The following is a 22,337-nucleotide window of genomic DNA, read 5'->3' as shown; positions in this document are numbered from 1 at the left end:
GCTGGTCGAGGTCGTACCGGGGTTACTTGTTGGCGCCGAGCTCGATCGGCACACCCACCAGGGAGCCGTACTCGGTCCACGAACCGTCGTAGTTCTTGACGTTCTCGACACCGAGCAGCTGGTGCAGTACGAACCAGGTGAGCGCGGAACGCTCACCGATGCGGCAGTACGCGATGGTGTCCTTCGCCAGGTCGACCTGCTCGGCCTCGTACAGCGCCTTCAGCTCGTCGTCCGACTTGAACGTGCCGTCGTCGTTGGCGTTCTTCGACCACGGGATGTTGCGGGCGCTCGGCACGTGGCCGGGGCGCTGCGACTGCTCCTGCGGAAGGTGCGCCGGGGCGAGCAGCTTGCCGCTGAACTCGTCGGGCGAACGCACGTCGACCAGGTTCTGGTTGCCGATCGCGGCCACGACGTCGTCGCGGTAGGCGCGGATCGACTCGTCCTGGGCCTTGGCCTTGTACTCGGTGGCCGGGCGGGACGGGATCTGGTCGCCGTCGACCAGGTCGCGGGAGTCGAGCTCCCACTTCTTGCGGCCGCCGTCGAGCAGGCGGACGTCCTGGTGGCCGTAGAGCTTGAAGTACCAGAACGCGTAGGACGCGAACCAGTTGTTGTTGCCGCCGTAGAGCACGACCGTGGTGTCGTTGCCGATGCCCTTCTCGGACAGGAGCTTCTCGAAGCCGGCCTGATCGATGAAGTCACGGCGGACCGGGTCCTGGAGGTCCTTGGTCCAGTCGATCCGGATCGCGTTCTTGATGTGGTTCTTCTCGTACGCCGAGGTGTCCTCGTCGACCTCGACAAGAGCGACCTGCGGGTCGTCGATGTGGGCCTCGACCCAGTCGGCGTCTACCAGGACGTCACTGCGGCTCATTCTGTTCTCCTCCGGGGCAGTCTGCGGCGAGATGGTGCGGGAGTGACGGTGTACGAAAGACACGGTTCCAGCGCGTACACACATGCACGGGACGGGCCCTGACAGCGGTCGAAGGGCCGGGGAACGCGGGATGCGGGAGCCCGCTCAGACAGTGCGACAGAGCATGGCGGCGACGCGGCACAGGTCTACTGCCCGCCGCTTCGTAAGATCCGCCTGGCCCCACTGACGGAGACCGCTGATAGAGCACTGCATGGGACCGATCGTAGGGACGTCCGGGCGGCCATGTCACCGCCGTGTCGCATCATGAGACACGATCGTCCACATGATGGGACAGATGGGCGAGCACTCCGCCGCGCGGGCCGAGCCGCGGAGCATCGCACCCCTCGGTCATCTACGGGTCGGACGAGTCCGTCTCAATATGTGACCGGGTGACTTCCGGGCTCCTACCCCGCCGCGCGCCGGATCATCTGTCCGGTCACCCGTCCGGCCGTACGTCCGGCTGCCTACCCGGCGAGCCGGATGTCCGAACCCGTCACCGAGATCACCAGACCGTCCTTCGTCGGCTCGATCCGCTGCAGCTTCAGGCCGCTCGGCAGCGCCCCGACCTCCCGCTCGAAGTCGGTCCTCCCGCGCACCAGACCTTCGAGTCCGGGGATGCCCTCACCCGGCACCTTGTCCGCGCGCACCCGCACGGTGTGGCCGTCGACCAGGGTGACCGTGGAGATCACACTGCGCTTGAGGGTGCGGCCGAGGACCTCGACCGAGCCGGTCACCTTCACCTTGCCGCTGCCGCCGTACGCGACCACGACACCGTCGTCGGCCGCGCGCGTCAGATCCTCGTAGGAGATGGTCGCCGTGCCCGTGGCCCGGGTCGCGGTGGCACTGGAGAAACCGTCGGCCAGCTCGACGTCGCGGAGTTCGGCGTCCATTTCGCTGATCCGGATCCGGTGGCCGCCGGCGGCGGCCTCGATGCCGGTGAGCTTGATGTCGACCTGGTCGAGCGCGGATCCTGCGACCTGGGTCAGGAACGGGAAACCCTTGATGGAGACGTCCGTCGAGCCGATCGTGGCACCGGTGACCTCGACCCTGCTCTCCACCTCGGACTCGGCGAAGTACGCCGCCGCCCGGTCGACGGCGATGAAGACGACGCCCAGAACCACCACCATGACCAGCAGTATTCGCAGTGCACGCATGCCCGTTCCTCCCCCACCCTGCATCCGGCCGGACCCCTGGCGCCCGTGAGCCTACTGCGGCGTCACGGCACGCCCGGGGTGATCGACGAGCCGGGGGCCCTCCCCGGTTCCCGGGAAGGGCCGAGGGCGCGCGGCATCACGTGCGGCCGGGTCAGGAGAGCGCGCGGCCGATCAGATACACGGCGGGAGCGGCGGCGGTCAGCGGAAGCGCCACCCCGGCGGTCATGTGCACGAAGCGCGACGGGTAGTCGTAACTGGCCACCCGCAGGCCGATCAGCGCGCAGACACCGGCCGCGAGCCCGAGGAGCGCACCCTTCGCACCGAGGTCGGTGAGCGCCCCGGCCGCCACACCGGCGCCGGTGGCGGCGAGCATCGCCACCACGACCGAAGCGGGTCCGGGCAGCGGCAGCGCCCGGGCGAGCACGGCGACCGCGACGGCCGCGCATCCCACTGTCACCGCGTCCGGCGCCGCCGCGAGATGCCCGGCGGCGAGGATCGCGAGGGCCGCCGAGGCGACGGTGGCCATCAGCCCGTACATCCGCTCGTCGGCACTCGCGTGGCTGCGCAGCTGCAGGACGACGGTCAGCAGCACCCAGATGCCGAGGGTGCCGAGGATGGCGGCCGGGGCGTTGTCCCGGCCCGCGGCGAGCAGAGCGACATCGGCCACGAACCCACCGGCGAAGGCGAGCGCGATGCCCTGCCGGGCCGGCCACATGCCGTTGAGCCGGAACCAGCCCGCGGCCGTCACGGCCTGGAGCAGCACCAGCGGCACGAACAGGGCGTACTGCCCGATCGCGGCACCGAGCGCGAGCAGCAGCCCGAGCGCCGCGGTGATCGCGGCCGGCTGCATGCCCGGCGCGATGATCGGCGAACGGCCCTCGGCGCGGGCGCGCTGGGCGTCCGTGACGCGGCTGTTCCCCAGAGTGGTGGGCGCGCTGTAACCGGAGGAGTCGTGCGCGGACGCGGTCTCCGGTGCGGCGGCGGCCGGAGCGGCCGCCGGGGCCTCGGGGGGCAGCGGGTACGAGCCGGTGGCGCCCGGGGTGATCCGGCCCGCGTCCGGGACGGGCTGCTGGGGCTGGGGCGCCTGCGCCGCCGGGTACTGCCCGTACTGCTGGGCGTACGGCTGCTCGTACTGCGGCTGCCCGTACCGATCCGGCTGCTGCTGCTCGTACGGCTGGGCGTGCGGCTGCTCGTACGGCTGGGCGTGCGGCTGGGCGTAGGGCTGCTCGTACTGCTGCTGCCCGTACTGCTGGGGCTGCCCGTACTGGTCCGGCTGCTGCTGCTCGTACGGCTGCGTCCGGGGCTGCTGCTGCGGCTGTCGCCGCGTGGGCTGGACGGCGGGCTGGTACTGGGTGTCCCAGGTCTGGCCCTCCCAGGTCTGCGTGAGACCGGGGTCCTGCTGTGCCCGGTTCGGGTCGTACGGGACCTGCTGCCCGTACGGCTGCGGCTCCAGGCCGTATCCGTCTCCGTACCCCTGGCCCGTGCCGGACTCCGGTCCGTACGGATGCTGCTGATCGTTGCTGCTCATGTTCTGCGGTTCACCCTCCTGCGAACGGCGGGAGCACCTCGACCGTGCCGCCCTCGGCAAGGCGTACGGTCTCATGGCTGCGGGACCCCACGGGGTCACCGTCGATCAGGTACGAGCACCTTTGCAGCACTCGGGTGAGCTCACCCGGGTGCCGCTCGCGCACCGCGTCGAGTGCCTCGGCGAGCGTGGCAGCCGCGTACGGCTCCTCCGCGGTTCCGGCGGCTGCCTTGGCGGCGGCCCAGTAGCGGATGGTTCCCGCTGGCATGGCGACGCTCCCTTCGTCTCGCGTCAGCTGTCCATGATGAATCACTCCGTCACCGCCCAGTCCGCGATCCGGGTGAGCAAGCTCGCGTCCGCCGCGTTCTCGGCGTGGCCCATGCCACGCAGCAGCCACAGTTCGGCGCTGCCCCGCGCCGCGTCGGCCAGCATGCGCGGGTGGTCGAGCGGGAAGTACGGGTCCTGGTCGCCGTGGACGATCAGCAGCGGCGCCGGGGCGATCAGCGGGACCGCCTCGACCGGGGAGAGCGGCACCGGGTCCCAGTCGTTGCGGTCGATCCGGGTGCGGAAGCCGTACCTGCCGACCAGCCGCCCGGCGGGCCGGGTCACCATCCAGTGCAGGCGCCGCATCGGGGCCGTGCCCCGGTAGTACCAACGGGCAGGCGCACTGACGGCGACCACCGCGTCCGCGTGCGCTTCGATGCGCCCCCTTTGCGCGGGTACCGTACGCGCGTGCGGTTCCGTCGCCGGGGCCGTGCCGGGAGACGTATACAGCGCCCCGTGCCGGAGCACCACGGAACCGCCCATCGAGAACCCAACCGTCACCACGCGCCGGTGCCCGAGAGAGCGCGCCCACGCGACCGCGGCGGCCAGATCGAGCACCTCGCGGTCACCGACCGTCGACCGTCCGCCGGATCCTCCGTGCCCCCGGAAGGAGAACGTGATCACGGCCGCACGCTGGGCGAACACCCTTGCCGCGCGACGCACCGCGGGCCGGTCCACCGATCCGGTGAAGCCGTGCGCGACCACGATCGCGGTGGTCCCGTCCACGGAGCCGGCACCGGGTGCGGAACCGGTCGTACACGGTTCGTACACCGCCTCGATCGTCAGCCCGTCATCCGTCCGCAACGTCGTGCGCCGGGTGCCCGGCGTGATCAAGTGAACAGAAGAACTCCGAAACGAACTCTCGGACACAGAACTCATGTGGGCTATTCTGCTGGGAAGAGGATCCGGGCAATGCAGCCCCCGGGTCCTTTTGTGCTTTCCGCGCGTTGTTACGACGACGTTTCGACAAGCTCAGCGGTCCCCGGGCGCGGGTCCGCACCGTAAAACCCGTATGACAGCCGTCGTACGGGAGCAGCACGAAAAAACATACGAAGAAGTGCCGCAGATCTCCCCCGGGCCCCACCCGGGAGTGCCCCTCTCGCAGGGAACGAGGAGGACCGACGTAATGGGCGAGCAAAACGTGCACGATCATCGACCGACGACCCGGGCAGGTGGGCGGCGATGAGTTCACTGCTGCTTCTCACGAATGCTCTTCAGCCCTCGACGGAGGTGCTTCCCGCCCTCGGCCTCCTGCTGCACAGCGTGCGGGTGGCCCCCGCCGAGGGACCCGCTCTCATCGACACCCCGGGTGCCGACATCATCCTGGTGGACGGCCGCCGCGACCTGCCGCAGGTGCGGTCGCTGTGCCAGCTGCTGCGGTCCACCGGACCGGGCTGTCCGCTGATCCTCGTCGTGACGGAGGGCGGTCTCGCGGCCGTCACCGCGGACTGGGGTATCGACGACGTGCTGCTGGACACGGCGGGACCGGCCGAGGTCGAGGCGCGACTGCGACTGGCCACCGGCCGTCAGCAGATCACCGCCGACGACTCCCCGATGGAGATCCGCAACGGTGACCTGTCGGTCGACGAGGCGACGTACAGCGCGAAGCTGAAGGGCCGGGTCCTCGACCTGACCTTCAAGGAGTTCGAGCTGCTCAAATACCTCGCGCAGCACCCGGGCCGGGTCTTCACCCGCGCCCAGCTGCTCCAGGAGGTCTGGGGCTACGACTACTTCGGCGGCACGCGGACGGTCGACGTCCACGTCCGGCGACTGCGCGCCAAGCTCGGCCCGGAGCACGAGTCGCTGATCGGTACGGTCCGCAACGTCGGCTACCGCTTCGTCGCGCCGGAGAAGGTGGAGCGGGCAGCCGCCGACGGAGCCAAGGCCGCCGCCGTGAAGACCGCGGAGGAGCCCCTCCCCCGCCGGGAGCACACCGAGGTGTCCGAGGCCGGTGAGGAAGCCCCGGTCCGGTCCGCCAAGAGGTAGCGGCCGGGCCGGTGGACCGGGCCGGACCGGGAGCGCGTTCCGGTGCGTGCGTGCGCGAGCCGGAGGGCCGGGACGACAGGGAGCGCCGGTGCCGGCCGGCAGGCCCCGCGGATGCGCCTGCCGGACCCTGTGAACCCGGCCCGATCCACCTGTCACCCGCCTGGTCCATCCGCGTAGACTGCCGCGCGTGGCCAAGGTGACGCGGGACGATGTGGCAAGACTGGCGGGGACCTCGACCGCGGTCGTCAGCTACGTCATCAACAACGGACCCAGGCCGGTCGCCCCGGCCACGCGCGAGCGGGTACTCGCCGCGATCAAGGAGCTGGGGTACCGGCCCGACCGGGTTGCCCAGGCGATGGCCTCGCGGCGGACCGACCTCATAGGAATGATCGTTCCGGACGCCCGGCAGCCGTTCTTCGCCGAGATGGCGCACGCGGTGGAACAGGCCGCGGCGGAGCGCGGAAAAATGGTCCTCGTCGGCAATTCCGACTACCGCGACGAACGCGAGGTCCACTATCTCCGGGCCTTTCTCGGCATGCGTGTCTCCGGGCTGATCCTGGTCAGCCAGGGCCCCAGCGAGCGGGCCGCGGCAGAGGTGGAGGCGTGGGACGCGCGTGTCGTGCTCCTGCACGAGCGGCCCGAGGCGATCGACGACGTCGCGGTCGTCACCGACGACATCGGCGGTGCGCAGCTCGCCACCCGGCACCTCCTCGAACACGGCAACGAGTACGTCGCGTGCCTCGGCGGCATGGAGTCGACACCGGCGGTCGGCGACCCGGTCGCCGACCACGTCGAGGGCTGGCGGCGGGCGATGCACGAGTCCGGGCGGTCGACGGAGGGCCGGCTCTTCCAGGCCCCCTACAACCGTTACGACGCCTACCAGGTGGCGCTCGGGCTGCTCGCCGGACCGGACCGGCCTCCGGCGATCTTCTGCGCGACGGACGACCAGGCCATCGGGGTGCTGCGGGCCGCCCGCGAACTGCGGATCGACGTGCCCGGGGAGCTCGCGGTGGCGGGCTTCGACGACGTGAAGGAAGCGGGACTGACCGACCCGCCGTTGACGACGGTCTTCTCGGACCGCCCGGCGATGGCACGGGCCGCGGTGGACCTGGTGCTCGACGACTCGCTGCGTGTCTCGGGCTCGCGGCGGGAGCGGCTGAAGCAGTTCCCGTCGGCGCTCGTGGTGCGGCGCTCGTGCGGGTGCGGGGAGCCGACCGCCCCGAGGCGGTAGGACGGCGTCCACGCGCCCCGGGGGTGTCCGCGCTCCGCACGGGTCGGGCGCGTACGGCGCTCCCCGGCAGCCCTTGGACCGACCGGCGATCTTCGGTCGCTCTTATTTCGGGCATACATGGTTCTGCCGGGCTTCTCAGGGCGTGCTCAGGCTCCTCTCATGTTCGGTCGACACAGTCGTAGACATGACTGAGAGCCAGCGCCCGAGCGGCGAGTACCCGATGTACCCCTCGTACGGCAACGGCGACGCGGCCTACCCGCCGCCGCCCGCGTACCAGCCCGCGCAGCCGGTCGTCACCGGCCCCGGAACGGCTGTGTGGCCCGGCAACGGCGGACACGGCGGCGGGGGCTACGGCGACTTCGGTCACGGTCTCCCGCAGCCCGCCCCCCAGCCGTCCGGGCGCCGGGCACGCCGGGCCGGCCGGCCGGTCGCCCTCCTGGCGGCCGTGGCCGTCGCGGCGGCGGTCGTCGGCGGTATCACGGCCACCGCCATCGGCCAGTTCACCGACGGCGGCTCCGGTTCCTCCGCCGGTGGCACGGTCAGCGGCACCACCGTCTCGCAGAGCAGCGCGGGCACCGTGGCCGGTGTCGCTCAGGCGGTGTCGCCGACGATCGTGGAGATCGGCGCGAGCTCGACGGCGGGCGAGTCGACCGGTTCCGGTGTGATCATCACGTCCGACGGCGAGATCGTCACCAACAACCATGTCGTCGCAGGCGCCTCGTCGATCAAGGTGACGCTCAGCACCGGCAGGACGTACACCGCGAAGGTCCTCGGCACCGACGCCGACAAGGACCTCGCGCTGATCAAGCTGGAGGGTGCGAGCGGGCTGAAGACGGCCACGCTCGGCGACTCCTCCGCGGTCAGGGTCGGCGACCAGGTCGTCGCGATCGGTTCGCCCGAGGGTCTCACCGGCACCGTCACCAGCGGAATCGTCTCCGCGCTGAACCGGGACGTCACCGTCGCCAAGGAGGGCGACAGCGGCCAGGACCAGGGTCAGGGGCAGCAGGGCGGCGGCGACTGGCCGTTCCAGTTCGGCGGGCAGCAGTTCAACGGCGACACCGGCGACTCCACCACCACGTACAAGGCCCTCCAGACCGACGCCTCGCTCAACCCCGGTAACTCCGGCGGTGCGCTGATCAACATGAACGGCGAGATCATCGGCATCAACTCCGCGATGTACTCCGCGAGTTCCTCCAGCGAATCGGGCAGCGCCGGCGCGGGCAGCGTCGGGCTCGGCTTCGCCATCCCGGTGAACACGCTCAAGGCCGACCTGGACACGCTGCGGGCCGGCGACGGCTCCTGAGGAGAACAGCCATGAATCACCCCTGCGACATCCCCACCGGCCCGGCCGATCTCGCGCTGCCGCTGCTGCTCGCGGCGGAGTCCGCCGCCGCGGCACGGCGCTCGCCGGAGATCCGTGCACCCGGCCACGCCTCCCACCCCGCCACCGGCCGGCAACGCCGCGCCGCCCGCCGCCGTGCCACGGCCGTGCGAGGCTGAGAGCACCCACGGCAGCAGAGAGAAGAGGACGACCAGCGATGAGCCCCGCCGAAGACGATCCGCAGCGCATCCTGATCGTCGACGACGAGCCGGCCGTGCGCGAGGCCCTGCAGCGCAGTCTCGCGTTCGAGGGGTACGGCACGGAGGTCGCCGTCGACGGACTCGACGCGCTGACCAGGTCGGAGTCGTACGCCCCCGACCTGATCGTCCTCGACATCCAGATGCCGCGGATGGACGGCCTGACCGCCGCCCGCCGCCTCCGGGCCACCGGCACCACCACGCCCATCCTGATGCTCACCGCCCGCGACACGGTCGGCGACCGCGTCACCGGACTCGATGCCGGGGCCGACGACTACCTGGTCAAGCCCTTCGAGCTGGACGAGCTCTTCGCCCGCATCCGGGCCCTGCTGCGCCGCAGCTCCTACGCGGCCGCGGCGGGCGGCGGCGTCCCCGACGACAATGTGCTCTCCTTCGCCGACCTGCGGATGGACCTCGCCACCCGCGAGGTCACCCGCGGCTCGCGCCGTGTCGAACTGACCCGGACCGAGTTCACCCTGCTGGAGATGTTCCTGGCCCACCCGCGGCAGGTGCTGACCCGCGAGCAGATCCTGAAGGCGGTCTGGGGCTTCGACTTCGAACCGAGCTCCAACTCCCTGGACGTGTACGTGATGTACCTGCGCCGCAAGACGGAAGCGGGCGGCGAACCGCGGCTCGTGCACACGGTCCGGGGGGTCGGCTACGCCCTCCGCACCGGCGGCGGTGACGGATGACCGGGACCCTGCGCCGGCTCCGCGCCCTGCCGCTGCGCACCCGGCTCGCGCTGCTGGTGACGATGGCGGTCGCGGTCGCCGTCGCTGCGGTCGCCGCGGCCTGCTGGTTCGTGACGCGGGCGCAGCTGAAGCAGCAGCTGGACGCCTCGCTGCACGGTTCCAAGGTCGACGGGGCCTATCTGACCAGCCTGTACTCCTACTGCCGGGGCACCACGCAGCTGCCGCCCCCGCCCTTCACGGACCCGTACATCGTGCAGCTCATCGATTCCCAGGGCACGGTGTGCATCGCACCCAAGTCGCAGTCGTCGGCGCTCCCGGTGACGCCTGCCGATCTCGCGGTGACCGAGCGGCAGCAGGAATACGCGCTGCACTCGGCCACGGCCAAGAACGGCACGAAGATGCGCGTCTACACCTACCCGCTGGAGCAGCCCGGGCAGCCTCCCGGCCGGACGACCAGCCAGATCGCCGTCTCCATCGCCCGCCCGCTGAGCGAGGTCGACAACCCGCTCTCCACCCTCGCCTGGGTCCTCCTCACCCTCTCCGGCGTCGGCGTCGTCGGGGCGGGTATCGCCGGTCTCTGGGTCGCCCGCACCGGTCTGCGCCCCGTCGACGAGCTCACCGAGACCGTCGAGCACGTCGCCCGTACCGAGGACCTCTCGCTCCGCATCCCGGTCGAGGGTGAGGACGAGATCGCCCGGCTCTCCCGCTCCTTCAACTCGATGACCGCCTCCCTCGCCAGCTCCCGCGACCGGCAGGCCCAGCTGATCGCGGACGCCGGGCACGAGCTGCGGACCCCGCTGACCTCGCTGCGGACGAACGTGGAACTCCTCGCCCGCAGCGAGGAGACCGGCCGGCCCATCCCGCCCGACGACCGCAGGGCGCTGATGAAGTCCGTCACCGCGCAGATGACCGAACTGGCGTCGCTCATCGGCGACCTCCAGGAACTCGCCCGCCCGGACGCGGCCCAGCCGGGCCCGCTCCAGGTCGTCGGCCTGCACGACATCGCCTCCGTGGCGCTGGAGCGGGCCAGGCTCCGCGGCCCCGAGCTGACCATCACCGCGGACCTCGAACCCTGGTACGTCCGGACCGAGCCGGCCGCGCTGGAACGGGCGGTCGTCAACGTCCTCGACAACGCGGTGAAGTTCAGCCCGCAGCGCGGCACGATCGCCGTGGCCCTGCGCGGCGGCGAACTGACCGTGGTGGACCAGGGCCCGGGCATCCCGGCCGAGGAGCTCCCGCACGTCTTCGAGCGCTTCTGGCGCTCCCCGTCCGCCCGCCAGCTGCCGGGCTCGGGCCTCGGCCTGTCGATCGTGGCGCGCACCGTCCAGCAGGCAGGCGGCGAGATCGTGCTGCGTCCGGCGCCGGCCGGTGGCACGGAGGCCTCGATCCGGCTGCCGGGGGCTCCGCAGCCGCCCCCGGCCGCTTCCTGAGCCGTTTCCGGCGGTCAGGTCCCGGGGTTGTGCCGGATCAGTGAGGCGACCAGGTCGGGCCGGGTGGCGGGAAAGTCCAGCGGGACGATCCCGAGCCCGGTCCAGCCGGACGCCTCGGGGCCGTCGAGGAAGGACTGCACCTGCGGGTTGAGCCGGTCCGCGTTCCACCGGGGCGGCATCAGGGCCGCGGTGGACACGTAGTTCATGAAGAGCTTCCCTGGCTGCTGCACCGACCTGCGGAACTGGGCCTCGATCTTCGGGTACTTCCCGAACGGCTCCGCCATGTAGTCGTCCTGGATGTCGAAGAGCGCGGGGTCGGCGTAACGGACCCCGGGCAGGCCACCGTTGTCGGCGAGCAGCACCACCTTGCCGCGGGCCTCGCCCAGCGTGGGCAGGGCCGGGTCGATCCGGAACAGCGGCCGCCAGCCCTTGGTGTCGAGATAGAGGTCGAAGATCCGCCGGAACTCGGCGTCGCTCTCCTCCGAGTACTCCTGCTTGACCCGCATCAGCACGGTCTCGGTGGGGTGCGCCGCCAGGAAGTCCCAGCAGGCGCCGAGCACGTCGCCGAACATCAGGTTCTGGTACGAGGCCCCGTGATGGATCGCGAATGAGTCGCCGGTGACGCGGCACCGCACGTCGAGGAACCTGATGCCGCTGCCGAGCTGCTCGGCGATCGTGGTGTTCTGGCACTCGGTCCACGGGCCGCCGTAGCGGGCGCCGGAGTCGTGCGAACCGGGGATGGTCAGCCGCTGCACAGGGGTGGCGCCGGCGATTCCCGCCATCCAGTCCTGGGTGGTGAACGCCTGGTGGTCCGCAGCGGTTGCGGGGCCCGCGCCGGCCGACGCGGTGAAGGAGACGGCGAGTGCGCCGGCCAGAAAGGCTCTGCGGGTGGTGGTTCCGTCACGCATGCGGGTGCCTCCGTCGGCTGTGTGGGGTCAGCCCTCGGAGTATGACCGGTACACGTCATCACGGGACAGGGGGCGCGGGCCCCGGATGCACCGGTCCGGAAGCATCGCGACGGGTCCGGTGCCCTCAGCCCTCGGAAGCGGGCCCGGTGGCCTGGCGCACCGCGGCCACCGTGCTCGCCTCGAGCGCCGCGACACCGGCGTCGCTCGCCGGCCCGAGCCCGTGACGGCCGGCGAGCCACGAGGCGTCGTTGCAGGTCACCCAGGTCTTGCCGGCGGCGTCCTGCCAGGCCAGCGCCTTGATCGGCAGGTCGATGCCGGCGGTCTGCCGGTCCTGCATCAGATGCGTGCCACCCTCGGGCTTGCCGAAGATGAGCAGCTCGGTCGGCCGGAGTTCCAGACCGGCCCGGGCGGCGTGGTCCGCATGGTCGATCCGCGCGAACACCTGGTAGCCCGCACCGGTGACCGCGTCCCGGAGCCGGTCGATCGTCTCGCGGACGGGCCGGTTGCCGGCGACGGTGACCAGGCCGGCCTCTGCCTCTGCGTCTGCAGTCATGCGTCAGACCCTAGGCGAGACCCGGGCCGGAACACCCCAACGACAGCGGGGTGGTGAGCCATCCGGCCCACCACCCCGTCTGCCCTGCGCGTGAAGTTACTGGACGACCGTGATCCGGTCCGTCACCGGCGGGGCCAGCGGCGCGGCCGCCGTGGAGTGCGCCGCCAGGTACGCGTTGAAGAGATCCAGGTCGGAGGCGCCGACCAGCTTGTTGGTGCCCTGGCCGAGCGCCGCGAAGCCGTCGCCGCCGCCCGCGAGGAACTCGTTCATCGCGACGCGGTACGTCTTGGCCGGGTCGATCGCCGCACCGTCCAGCTTGATCGTGTCGACGACGACGCGGGCCGCGCCGCTCTTCGTCATGTCAAGGGTGTACGTGAGCCCCCTGGACGCCTGAAGGATCTTCGGCGAGGCCTCGTTGGCGCCGCTGACCTGCTGCTGGAGCGCGGCGATCAGCTGAGCGCCGGTCAGGTCGACGACGTTCATCATGTTGGTGAAGGGCTGCACGGCGAAGGACTCCCCGTACGTCACCACCCCGTCGCCCTCACTGCCGGTCGACGTGTACACCAGGTCCGCCCGGATACCGCCCGGGTTCATGAACGCGACGACCGCCCCGCCCTTGTCCGCGGGGGCCAGGCCCTCCAGCTGCGCGTCGGCGATCAGGTCGCCGAGCGGCTTCTCCGGAGCCGTGGAGCCGCGGCCGTTGATGTCGGCGGAGATGTAGCCCTGCGGCTTGCTCGCGATGGGCGCGGCGAGGGTGTTCCAGCGGGCGATCAGGGCCGTCATGTCCGAGGCCTTCTCCTGGTCCCGCGTGACGACGTGGTTCGCCGACTTCGGGTTCGCGGCGCCCGCCGACTTCACCGAGGTGCGCACGATGTCATCGGTGCGACGGTCGTAGGTCAGCGTGGTGTCCGTGTAGAGCTTGCCGAACGACGCCGCCGACGTGACCAGGCGCGGGTTGCCCGCCGGGTCCGGCACGGTGCACACGTACGCCTGGTGCGTGTGGCCCGTGACCAGCGCGTCGACCTTCGGGCTGATGCCCTTGGCGATGTCCACGATCGGTCCGGAGATGCCGTCACCGGCGCCGGGGCTGTCGCAGTTGTAGTTGTACGAGGCGGAGGCGGGGGCGCCGCCCTCGTGGATGAGCGCGACGATGGACTTCACGCCCTGCCGGTCGAGCTCCTTGGCGTACTTGTTGACCGTCTCGATCTCGTCGTGGAACTTCAGGCCCTTGACACCGTTGGCGGTGACGATGTCCGGCGTGCCCTCCAGGGTCACCCCGATGAAGCCGATCTTGACGCCGTTCTTCTTCCACACCGTGTACGGCTTGAGGATCGGCTTGCCGGTCTTCTCGCTCGTCACATTGGCCGCGAGATACGGGAAGTCGGCACCCTCGAACTTCTTCCCCTTCTCGTAGCACCCCTCGACCGGGTGGCAGCCGCCGTTCTGGAGGCGCGCCAGCTCGGTGGCACCCTCGTCGAACTCGTGGTTGCCCACGGACGTCACATCGAGGTGGATCTTGTTGAGTGCCTCGATGGTCGGCTCGTCGTGGAAGAGGCCGGACAGCAGCGGGCTCGCCCCCACCATGTCGCCACCGGCAGCAGTGATGGAGTACGGGTGCCCCTTGCGCGCGGTACGCAGCGAGGACGCGAGGTACTCGATACCACCGGCCGGAACCGACTTCGTCGTACCGTCGGCCTGCGTCTCGGTGACCGTGCCTGCCGAACCGGCCGGAGGCTCCAGGTTGCCGTGCAGGTCGTTGAAGGACAGCAGCTGGACGTCGACGGTGCGCGCGGACTGGTGGTGGCCATGACCGTGGTCATGGCCGGGTCCGCGGTCGCGGGCGTCGGCCGGCATCGCGGCGACGAGCGCTCCGACGGTGGCCAGCCCGGCCGCCGCGGCGAGCACCCGCCGTGACGCGCGGTTCTTCTGCGGTGTCGCTGACATCGGTCCCCTTGTGAGTTCAGCGGGAGGTTTCGGCCCGCAGCCTATGGTCAACGCGCGTAGCGCGACAGGTGTTTGGAGTTACGAACCGGTTGCCTTGTGGTCAGTAAGGGGCCTAATCGGAGCACTGAACCCATTAACCGTACAGAAGCGGCAGAATCGTCGTAGTCGACCGGCTCGCAGGGCCCTTACGCCAGGGAGACCGGCCCGCGCCGGGAGCCGGACCGCGCCGCGAAACGACGTCGTGGAACCGCCGCACTCCGCCGATCGACTCTCGCGACACTCCGCACCGCCCCAACCTCGCCGCCGCCCGCCGTACGCTCGTACGCATGACGACTGATGTACCCCTCCCCGCTCCGGGACGCGAGATCCTGACGCTCGACGTGCTCTCCGCCGACCAGGCCGCGGACGTCCTCGATCTGCTCGACGAAGCGACCCGCGCCGACGGCAGGCCCGCGGTCTCCGAGCAGGGGCGTCTGCAGCTGCGCGGCGGGCGCCGGGAAGGCGTACGCCACCTCCTGCTCACCAGCTCGGGGACGCTCGTCGGATACGCGCAGCTGGAGGACACCGACCCCGTCGAGGCGCCGGCCGCCGAGCTGGTCGTGCACCCCTCGCACCGCGGCCAGGGGCACGGGCGGGCCCTCGGGGCCGCGCTCCTTGCCGCGACCGGGAAGCGGCTGCGGGTCTGGGCGCACGGCGGGAAGTCCGCGGCGCGCCATCTCGCGCAGGTGCTGGGCCTCTCCCTCTTCCGTGAACTGCGTCAGCTGCGCCGCACGCTGAGCCCTCTCGACATCGAGGAGCCCGTACTGCCGCCGGGCGTCACCATCCGCACCTTCGTGCCCGGCCAGGACGACGCCGCCTGGCTGACCGTGAACAGTGCCGCGTTCGCCCACCACCCCGAGCAGGGCTCGCTGACCCAGCGCGACCTGGACGACCGCAAGGCCGAGCCCTGGTTCGACCCGAAGGGCTTCTTCCTGGCCGAGCGCGACGGCGAGCTGATCGGCTTCCACTGGACCAAGGTGCACGCCGAGGAGCAGCTCGGCGAGGTGTACGTCGTCGGCATCCGGCCCGATGCGCAGGGCGGCGGCCTCGGCAAGGCGCTCACCGCGATCGGGCTGCGCCATCTCGCCGCCGAAGGGGTGCCGACCGCGATGCTCTACGTCGACGCGGACAACAAGGCGGCCCTGACGGTGTACGAGCGGATGGGCTTCGCCACCCACGAGGTCGACCTGATGTACCGCACGGAGTCCTGAGCCCGCACAACTCACCCCGGGGCGGCGTCTCTTGACGCCGCCCCTTCTTTGCGACACCCTTTCACTACTCAATTAGTGAAAGGGGTGAACATGGCAGAGTCCGCAGCGGTCGAGTTCCGCATCGACCGGCGCAGCGGCGTCGCCACGTACCTCCAGATCGTCCAGCAGACCAAACAGGCGCTCCGCCTCGGACTTCTGGAACCGGGCGACCGGCTGCCCACCGCACGCGAGGTCGTCGAGGCCACCGCGATCAACCCGAACACGGTGCTCAAGGCCTACCGCGAGCTGGAACGCGAGGGCCTGGTCGAGGCCCGGCGCGGGCTCGGCACGTTCGTGCGCCGGACGCTCGGGTCGACCGCCGCCAACGACACGCCCCTGCGCGGGGAACTCACCGATTGGGCCCGCCGGGCCCGCGAGACGGGACTGGAACGCGACGACATCGCCGCGCTCTTCAGCGCCGTACTGGACAGCACGTTCAAGGGGGACGACCGCACATGACAGGCGCTGCGATCGAGGCGAGCGGCCTCGGTATGAAATACCGAGGCCGGAGGCGGTGGCTGGGCACTGCGCGACTGCTCGTTCCGGCTGCCCGCGGGGCGGGTGTGCGCGCTCGTCGGGCCGAACGGCGCCGGCACGTCCACCCTCCTCGCCCTCGCCGCAGGCTTCCTCCGGCCGGCCGAGGGCACCCTGCGGATCCTCGGCTCCACACCTGCGGAAGCCCGGCCCAGGATGGCCTACGTGACCCAGGGCAAGCCGCTGTACCCGCAGTTGACGGTCGCCGAGACGCTCTCCGTGGGCGCCGACCTGAACCCCGCCACCTGGGACCAGGAGACCGCCGAGCGCGTCATCGGGGACCTCCCGGCGGATGCCCGGGTGCGTACCCTCTCCGGCGGCCAGCGCACCCGCATCGCGCTCGCCCTCGCACTCGGCAAGCGGGCCGAACTGCTGCTGCTCGACGAGCCGATGGCCGACCTCGACCCACTCGTCCGGCACCGGCTGATGGGCCTCCTGATGGCGGAGGCGGCCGAGCACGACACCACCATCGTGATGTCGTCGCACGTCCTCGGCGAGCTGGAGGGCGTCTGCGACTACCTGCTGCTCGTCGACGGCGGCCGGATCCGCCTCGGCGGCGAGACGGAGGACATCCTCTCCTCGCACACCCTGCTCACCGGTCCGGTACGGGACCTGGCACCGCACACCGTCATCGAGTCCCGCACGACGGGGCGCCGGCTGACCGCACTGGTACGGAAGGAAGGTCCGGTGGACGACTCGGGCTGGGAGATCGCGGAACCGTCGCTGGAGGAGCTGCTGCTGGCGCATCTGCGGTCACCGCAGGCACCGGAGCTGCTGACTCCGAGCGCGGCGCACGCCGCCACCGCGCCCGGCGAGGCGGTGGCGGCGCGATGAGCACCCTCGGTCTCCGCGGCCCCGCCCGGGTCGCCGTACGCCGGCACCACCGCACCCTGTGGACCACCGGTGCCCTCGCGGGCGCCGGCGTCGTCGCCGTGGCCGGCACCTACCTGTGGATGAGCTCCGTCTCCGACACGTTCGCGGGCACCGGCTGCTCGGTCGAGCACACCGTCAGCGGCTGCGGCGTCGCCGTCCGCCACGTCCTCAGCAGCGAGCTCGTCTTCAGTCGCCTGCTCAAGTACGCGAGCCTGGTGATGCTGCTCCTGCCCGCCCTCATCGGCATGTTCGTCGCAGGCCCGATGTTCGGCCGGGAGCTGGAGAGCGGCACGTACAGGCTGGCCTGGGCCCAGTCGGTGTCCCCGGCTCGCTGGCTCGCCGCCAACCTCGCGGTGCCCGCCGCGCTGTCCCTGGCCGGGATGTCCGTCCTGTCCGCCGTCTACGCGTGGGCGCGGGCCCGGGCGGACCACACCCACTACCCGTCGGCGTGGTACGACCGGGAGGTCTACGGCTCGATGGGTACCGTCCCCGCCGGTTACGCCCTCTGCATGCTGGCCTTCGGCGCCCTCGCCGGGCTGGTGCTGCGGCGCACCGTCACCGCGATGTTCGTGACAGTGATCGGGTACGGCGCACTGGTGATCGCCCTGAACACCGTACGCAACGATCTGTGGCCGACCCGTACGGGCACGTCCGAGGCCGGAAGCGGTCTCCGGCTCCCCCACGGGGCCTCCGACGCCGGGCAGGGCTGGCTGACCAGCGGCGGCGAACGGCTTCCCGCCGGTGTGTGCCCCGACTCGGCCTCCGACTGCCTGGCCGGGAAGGGCATCACCCTCCGCTACCTCGACTACCACCCCGCATCGCACTTCTGGCCGCTCCAGCTGGTCGAGACCGGCATCCTGCTCGTCCTCGCCGCCGCCGCCGTCGCCCTCGCCTTCCGCGTGCTGCGCCGGCACCACGGCTGATCCGGCCCGATGCGCCGGGGTCCGGGCCGCAGGGAGGGCGACCCGGACCCCGCACAGGCGCCCCGCCGCCGCAACTCCGCACCCGCACACCGCTTCCTGCACGTCATGTCACCGTTACCGGCCATTCAGACGCGCTTGCAACCCTCTCAGGATGCAGCCAGCTGTGCCGACCCCCCGCAACGGGAGAAATCCCGGCAGAGACCCCGGGTTTTCCGCGATCTCCGAACCCTCCGACGCGCCCCAGGAGCGTTCCAGGCGGAACAATAGGGCCATGAGCCAGCAGCCCAGCTCCGAGGTCCCGGTCCAGCCCGTCGTGCAGCCGTCGATCGGCTCACTGGCCGCGCACCGGCCGCACGCCGTCATGTCCCCCTCCGTCGACAACGGGCTCTCCACGGCCGCTGACCTGGATCCCGACCTCGACGCCGACGCGGACGCCTACGAACCCGACGTCGACGGCGACGAGCTTCCCCAGGGCCGGTTCCTGGACCGGGAGCGCAGCTGGCTCGCGTTCAACGAACGAGTGCTGGAGCTGGCCGAGGACCCGGCCACGCCCCTCCTCGAACGGGCGAATTTCCTCGCGATCTTCGCCTCTAACCTGGACGAGTTCTTCATGGTCCGGGTGGCCGGTCTCAAGCGCCGGATCGCCACCGGCGTCGCCACCCGCTCCGCCTCCGGTCTGCAGCCCCGCGAGGTCCTCGACCTGATCTGGACCCGGTCGCGCGAGCTCATGGCCCGGCACGCCGCCTGCTACCAGCAGGACGTCGCTCCCGCACTTTCCGACGAATCCATCCAGCTGATCCGCTGGCCGGACCTGACCGAGAAGGAACAGGCCCGCCTGTTCACCTTCTTCCGGCAGCGGGTCTTCCCCGTCCTGACACCGCTGGCCGTCGACCCGGCGCACCCGTTCCCGTACATCTCCGGCCTCTCGCTCAACCTCGCGGTCGTCGTACGCAACCCGGTCAGCGGCCACCGCCACTTCGCCCGCGTCAAGGTGCCCCCGCTGCTGACCCGGTTCCTGGAGGCGTCGCCGCAGCGGTACGTCCCCATCGAGGACGTCATCGCGGCCCACCTGGAAGAGCTCTTCCCGGGCATGGAGGTCCTCGCCCACCACATGTTCCGTGTCACCAGGAACGAGGACCTCGAAGTCGAGGAGGACGACGCGGAGAACCTGCTCCAGGCCCTGGAGAAGGAGCTCATGCGCCGCCGCTTCGGCCCCCCGGTGCGCCTGGAGGTCGAGGAGTCCATCGACCCGTACGTACTGGACCTGCTGGTCCGCGAGCTGAAGGTGTCCGACGCCGAGGTCTACCCGCTGCCCGGACCGCTCGACCTCACCGGGCTCTTCGGCATAGCGTCGCTGGACCGGCCGGAGCTGAAGTTCCCCAAGTTCATCGCGGGCACCCACCGCGATCTCGCCGAGGTCGAATCCGCCTCCGCCCCCGACATCTTCGCCGCGCTGCGCGAACGCGATGTGCTGCTGCACCACCCGTACGACTCGTTCTCCACCTCCGTCCAGGCGTTCCTGGAGCAGGCGGCGAGCGACCCCGACGTACTCGCGATCAAGCAGACGCTGTACCGGACCTCGGGCGACTCGCCGATAGTCGACGCACTGATCGACGCCGCCGAATCCGGCAAGCAGGTCCTCGTGCTCGTCGAGATCAAGGCCCGCTTCGACGAGCAGGCCAACATCAAGTGGGCACGGAAGCTGGAGGAGGCGGGCTGTCACGTGGTCTACGGACTCGTCGGCCTCAAGACCCACTGCAAGCTCTCCCTGGTCGTCCGTCAGGAGGGCGACACGCTGCGCCGCTACTCGCACGTCGGCACCGGCAACTACCACCCCAAGACCGCACGGCTGTACGAGGACCTCGGGCTGCTGACCGCGGACCCGCAGGTCGGGGCCGACCTCTCCGACCTCTTCAACCGGCTCTCCGGTTACTCCCGCCGCGAGACGTACCGCCGCCTGCTGGTCGCTCCCAGGTCCCTGCGCGACGGGCTGATCTCCCGCATCAACAAGGAGATCGCGCACCAGCGGGCCGGGCGCCCCGCCTACGTACGGTTCAAGGTCAACTCGATGGTCGACGAGGCGATCATCGACGCCTGCTACCGGGCCGCCCAGGCCGGCGTGCCGGTGGACATCTGGGTACGCGGGATCTGCGCGATCCGCCCCGGCGTCGCCGGCCTCTCCGAGAACATCCGGGTCCGCTCGATACTGGGGCGTTTCCTCGAACACTCCCGGGTCTTCTCGTTCGGCAACGGCGGCGAACCCGAAGTGTGGTTCGGCAGCGCCGACATGATGCACCGTAACCTCGACCGCCGGATCGAGGCACTGGTCCGGGTCACCGACCCCGCCCACCGCGCCGCCCTCAGCCGGCTCCTGGAGACCGGGATGGCCGACACCACTGCCTCCTGGCACCTCGGTCCCGACGGGAACTGGACCCGGCACGCCACCGACACGGACGGCCAGCCGCTGCGGCACGTACAGGAAATGCTCATTGACGCCCGGAGGCGCCGGCGTGCGACGCCCTGACCACCAGACGACGACCCGGACCGACGTGTCCGCAGGCGCGGTCCTCGCCCCCTACCTGCAGGAGCAGGCTGCGGAGTTCCTCCGCAGCCTGCGGCTGCACCACGAGAACAGCGCCCCCACGGACGCCGGGACACACGCCGCCGAGAAAGCCGCCGGCGCACTGCGCCGCTCGGCCCGCCGCATCAGCGGCACCCTGCACACCTTCCGGTCGTCACTCGAACCGGCCTGGTCGGAACAGCTCCGTACGGAACTGGCCTGGCTCTCCGGCACGCTGGCCCGCGAACACGCGTACGCGACCCGGCTGACCCGGCTCCTCGAAGCGCTGCACGCCCTGTCCGGCACCTCGCTGCCCTCGCCCCCGGCACCGAGAACCGCCGCCACCGGCACCGGCACCGGCACCACCGTGCCCGACACCGACCACGCCGGGCGGCGCGCGGCGCTCGGCGTCGGCGCGGCGCGCGCCGGGGCGCTGCTGGAACGGCAGCTGACCCTCGCCAGGACCCGCGCCCACTCGGCGGCGCTCCAGGCACTCGGCTCGTCCCGGTTCCACGCGGTGGCCGACTCGGTCGCCCTGCTCGCCTCCGACGTCCCGCTCTCCGCCGCGGCCGCCGCCCCGGCCGTCGAGATGCTGCACGGCCCCGCGGACCGCGCCGAACAGCGGCTGCTCGGCGCGGTGGCCGCGCTCCCGTCCGACGAGACGACCGAGCCGTACAACGAGGCGCAGGACGCGCCCTGGCACCAGACCCGCCTGCTGCTGCGACTGCACCGGTACGCCCACGAAGTGGTACGCGGCACTCCCGACCCGGTCCTGACCGCCCCCGGGCACGCGCTCGACCTGCACCGGGACGCGGCGGAGGCCGCCACGGCCGCGGCGTCGGCGGCCCGCACCCCCCGCATCGCGCCGGCCACCGCCTACGCGCTGGGGATGCTCCACGCCGACCAGCGGCACGAGGTGGAGGCGGCCCGCGGAGTCTTCCGGGAGACCTGGCCGTACGCCGCGGCCGTGACCGCGCCATGAGCGGCACCACCGTACGGGCCGCGGGATGCGTGCTGTGGCGCCGGACGGAACCCTCCGGCGAGCTGGAGATCTGCCTGGTCCACCGGCCGCGCTACGACGACTGGTCGCACCCCAAGGGCAAGCTGAAGCGCGGCGAGACAGCGATCGACGCGGCGCTGCGCGAAGTCCTGGAGGAGACCGGCCACCACTGTGTGCCGGGCGCCCGGCTGCCCACGGTCCGGTACCTCGCGAACGGCCGCCCCAAGGAAGTCACGTACTGGGTGGCCGAGGCGACGGACGGCGCGTTCGTGCCGGGCGACGAGGTGGACCGCATCCTCTGGCTCCCCCTGGACGCGGCCCGCACGCACCTCACCCAGCCGCGCGACCGCGCCCTCCTGGCCGGCGTGTGTCCTGGCGGCCCTTCGTAGTCCCGCCCCGGTCCGGGGTGGCCGGTTCCGTCCTCAATCGCCGACGGGCTCGAGAGTGGTCGCCCGGCAACGGGGTGAGGGGCGCCTTCGCCGGTCGGTGGGGTGGGTGCGGCCCCTCCGGGGCGTCTCCTCGGGACCGGCGCGGAAGCCCGCACCGCGACGGAACCCGGCACGTACGCCGGCCCCTGCGGGGACTCCCCTGCACGGCCCCACCCACACCTCGACCGCGCCCTCGGCCAGGTGGCACTCACCGCACCCGCGAGACGGCCGGTCCGGGGCCGTGCAGGGGAGTCCCCGCAGGGTGACGAACAAAGACCCGGGCTCCCCTCACGGACCCGCCGCACGTTCGTCGCCCGAGGAGACACCCCGGAGGGGCCCCGGACCACCACCCACCGGACAGGGGCGACGGCACCACGACGACCGGGTGGACACCCCCAGCCCGTCCGGCGCTTGAGGACAAAACCGGCCACCCCGGAACACGAGACCCCCCGGACCGGGAGGGGAAACGTGCCCTCCACCACCCCCGGAACCAGGCCG

21 protein-coding genes and 1 pseudogene are annotated in these 22,337 nt (G+C 71.5%); 13 read left to right on the top strand and 9 right to left on the bottom strand.

The features are described from left to right. Nucleotides 1–22 precede the first annotated feature (22 nt). The 6 genes from ACFVXE_RS14345 to ACFVXE_RS14320 form a co-directional block, all read right to left on the bottom strand. Nucleotides 23–868: a sulfurtransferase gene (locus ACFVXE_RS14345; RefSeq protein ID WP_389671439.1), complete on the bottom strand. Its 846-nt coding sequence runs from the start codon at nt 866–868 to the stop codon at nt 23–25. A gap of 144 nt (nt 869–1,012) precedes the next feature. Next, a complete protein-coding gene (locus ACFVXE_RS14340; RefSeq protein ID WP_350998240.1) occupies nt 1,013–1,120 on the bottom strand; it encodes a putative leader peptide in 108 nt (35 codons plus the stop codon). A gap of 251 nt (nt 1,121–1,371) precedes the next feature. Next, the gene (locus ACFVXE_RS14335; protein ID WP_389671438.1) at nt 1,372–2,061 is read right to left on the bottom strand and encodes a DUF2993 domain-containing protein; all 690 of its coding nucleotides are present in this window, start codon (nt 2,059–2,061) and stop codon (nt 1,372–1,374) included. A 151-nt stretch (nt 2,062–2,212) separates the two neighbouring features. Then, a complete protein-coding gene (locus ACFVXE_RS14330; protein WP_389671437.1) occupies nt 2,213–3,589 on the bottom strand; it encodes a hypothetical protein in 1,377 nt (458 codons plus the stop codon). A gap of 10 nt (nt 3,590–3,599) precedes the next feature. Continuing rightward, a complete protein-coding gene (locus ACFVXE_RS14325; protein ID WP_389671436.1) occupies nt 3,600–3,854 on the bottom strand; it encodes a MoaD/ThiS family protein in 255 nt (84 codons plus the stop codon). A 41-nt stretch (nt 3,855–3,895) separates the two neighbouring features. Then, nucleotides 3,896–4,789 carry an alpha/beta hydrolase family protein gene (locus tag ACFVXE_RS14320; RefSeq protein ID WP_389671435.1) on the bottom strand — a complete coding sequence of 298 codons (894 nt, stop codon included), beginning with the start codon at nt 4,787–4,789 and terminating at the stop codon, nt 3,896–3,898. Between the two features lie 303 nt (nt 4,790–5,092). Between ACFVXE_RS14320 and ACFVXE_RS14315 the strand changes: the two genes are divergently transcribed. The 6 genes from ACFVXE_RS14315 to ACFVXE_RS14290 all read left to right on the top strand — a co-directional run bounded on the left by ACFVXE_RS14315 (nt 5,093) and on the right by ACFVXE_RS14290 (nt 10,827). Continuing rightward, nucleotides 5,093–5,896, top strand: a complete 804-nt coding sequence (locus ACFVXE_RS14315) for a response regulator transcription factor (protein WP_389671434.1) — start codon at nt 5,093–5,095, stop codon at nt 5,894–5,896. A gap of 187 nt (nt 5,897–6,083) precedes the next feature. Continuing rightward, nucleotides 6,084–7,127, top strand: a complete 1,044-nt coding sequence (locus tag ACFVXE_RS14310) for a LacI family DNA-binding transcriptional regulator (protein ID WP_389671433.1) — start codon at nt 6,084–6,086, stop codon at nt 7,125–7,127. Between the two features lie 184 nt (nt 7,128–7,311). Then, nucleotides 7,312–8,430 (top strand): S1C family serine protease, encoded by a 1,119-nt coding sequence (locus tag ACFVXE_RS14305; RefSeq protein WP_389671432.1) that lies wholly within the window; start codon nt 7,312–7,314, stop codon nt 8,428–8,430. Between the two features lie 11 nt (nt 8,431–8,441). Then, a complete protein-coding gene (locus tag ACFVXE_RS14300) occupies nt 8,442–8,627 on the top strand; it encodes a hypothetical protein (RefSeq protein WP_389671431.1) in 186 nt (61 codons plus the stop codon). Between the two features lie 38 nt (nt 8,628–8,665). After that, nucleotides 8,666–9,397, top strand: coding sequence for a response regulator transcription factor (locus tag ACFVXE_RS14295; RefSeq protein WP_389671430.1), 732 nt, complete (start codon nt 8,666–8,668; stop codon nt 9,395–9,397). Next, entirely contained in the window at nt 9,394–10,827 is a 1,434-nt protein-coding gene (locus ACFVXE_RS14290; RefSeq protein WP_389671429.1) for a sensor histidine kinase, read from the top strand. Before ACFVXE_RS14295 ends, ACFVXE_RS14290 begins: the two co-directional genes overlap by 4 nt. Nucleotides 10,828–10,841: 14 nt before the next feature. Here ACFVXE_RS14290 and ACFVXE_RS14285 read toward each other — a convergent pair whose 3' ends face one another. From ACFVXE_RS14285 to ACFVXE_RS14275, 3 genes are all read right to left on the bottom strand, one after another. Further along, nucleotides 10,842–11,735 carry a phosphatidylinositol-specific phospholipase C gene (locus ACFVXE_RS14285; RefSeq protein ID WP_389671428.1) on the bottom strand — a complete coding sequence of 298 codons (894 nt, stop codon included), beginning with the start codon at nt 11,733–11,735 and terminating at the stop codon, nt 10,842–10,844. A 124-nt stretch (nt 11,736–11,859) separates the two neighbouring features. Beyond that, nucleotides 11,860–12,288 (bottom strand): DUF302 domain-containing protein, encoded by a 429-nt coding sequence (locus ACFVXE_RS14280; RefSeq protein ID WP_389671427.1) that lies wholly within the window; start codon nt 12,286–12,288, stop codon nt 11,860–11,862. 96 nt (nt 12,289–12,384) lie between these two features. Next, on the bottom strand, nt 12,385–14,232 hold the full coding sequence (locus tag ACFVXE_RS14275) for a bifunctional metallophosphatase/5'-nucleotidase (protein WP_389671426.1): 1,848 nt from the start codon (nt 14,230–14,232) through the stop codon (nt 12,385–12,387). A 326-nt stretch (nt 14,233–14,558) separates the two neighbouring features. On the opposite strand from ACFVXE_RS14275, the gene mshD reads away from it, so the two are divergent. The 7 genes and pseudogenes from mshD to ACFVXE_RS14240 all read left to right on the top strand — a co-directional run bounded on the left by mshD (nt 14,559) and on the right by ACFVXE_RS14240 (nt 21,800). Beyond that, nucleotides 14,559–15,482: a mycothiol synthase gene (gene mshD, locus ACFVXE_RS14270; RefSeq protein ID WP_389671425.1), complete on the top strand. Its 924-nt coding sequence runs from the start codon at nt 14,559–14,561 to the stop codon at nt 15,480–15,482. Between the two features lie 90 nt (nt 15,483–15,572). Further along, nucleotides 15,573–15,980, top strand: coding sequence for a GntR family transcriptional regulator (locus ACFVXE_RS14265; protein WP_389671424.1), 408 nt, complete (start codon nt 15,573–15,575; stop codon nt 15,978–15,980). Beyond that, nucleotides 15,977–16,889: pseudogene (locus ACFVXE_RS14260) on the top strand (ABC transporter ATP-binding protein). Before ACFVXE_RS14265 ends, ACFVXE_RS14260 begins: the two are co-directional and overlap by 4 nt. Then, on the top strand, nt 16,886–17,851 hold the full coding sequence (locus tag ACFVXE_RS14255; protein WP_389671423.1) for a hypothetical protein: 966 nt from the start codon (nt 16,886–16,888) through the stop codon (nt 17,849–17,851). Before ACFVXE_RS14260 ends, ACFVXE_RS14255 begins: the two are co-directional and overlap by 4 nt. Nucleotides 17,852–18,122: 271 nt before the next feature. Beyond that, nucleotides 18,123–20,375, top strand: a complete 2,253-nt coding sequence (locus ACFVXE_RS14250; protein ID WP_389671422.1) for an RNA degradosome polyphosphate kinase — start codon at nt 18,123–18,125, stop codon at nt 20,373–20,375. Further along, the gene (locus ACFVXE_RS14245) at nt 20,362–21,393 is read left to right on the top strand and encodes a CHAD domain-containing protein (protein WP_389671421.1); all 1,032 of its coding nucleotides are present in this window, start codon (nt 20,362–20,364) and stop codon (nt 21,391–21,393) included. Before ACFVXE_RS14250 ends, ACFVXE_RS14245 begins: the two co-directional genes overlap by 14 nt. Continuing rightward, a complete protein-coding gene (locus ACFVXE_RS14240) occupies nt 21,390–21,800 on the top strand; it encodes an NUDIX hydrolase (protein ID WP_389671420.1) in 411 nt (136 codons plus the stop codon). Before ACFVXE_RS14245 ends, ACFVXE_RS14240 begins: the two co-directional genes overlap by 4 nt. Nucleotides 21,801–22,337: the final 537 nt, after the last annotated feature.

Origin of the sequence: Streptomyces sp. NPDC058231 (assembly GCF_042882275.1) — a bacterium.
Taxonomy (GTDB): domain Bacteria; phylum Actinomycetota; class Actinomycetes; order Streptomycetales; family Streptomycetaceae; genus Streptomyces.
This window is presented reverse-complemented; position numbering and strand designations above follow the sequence as displayed.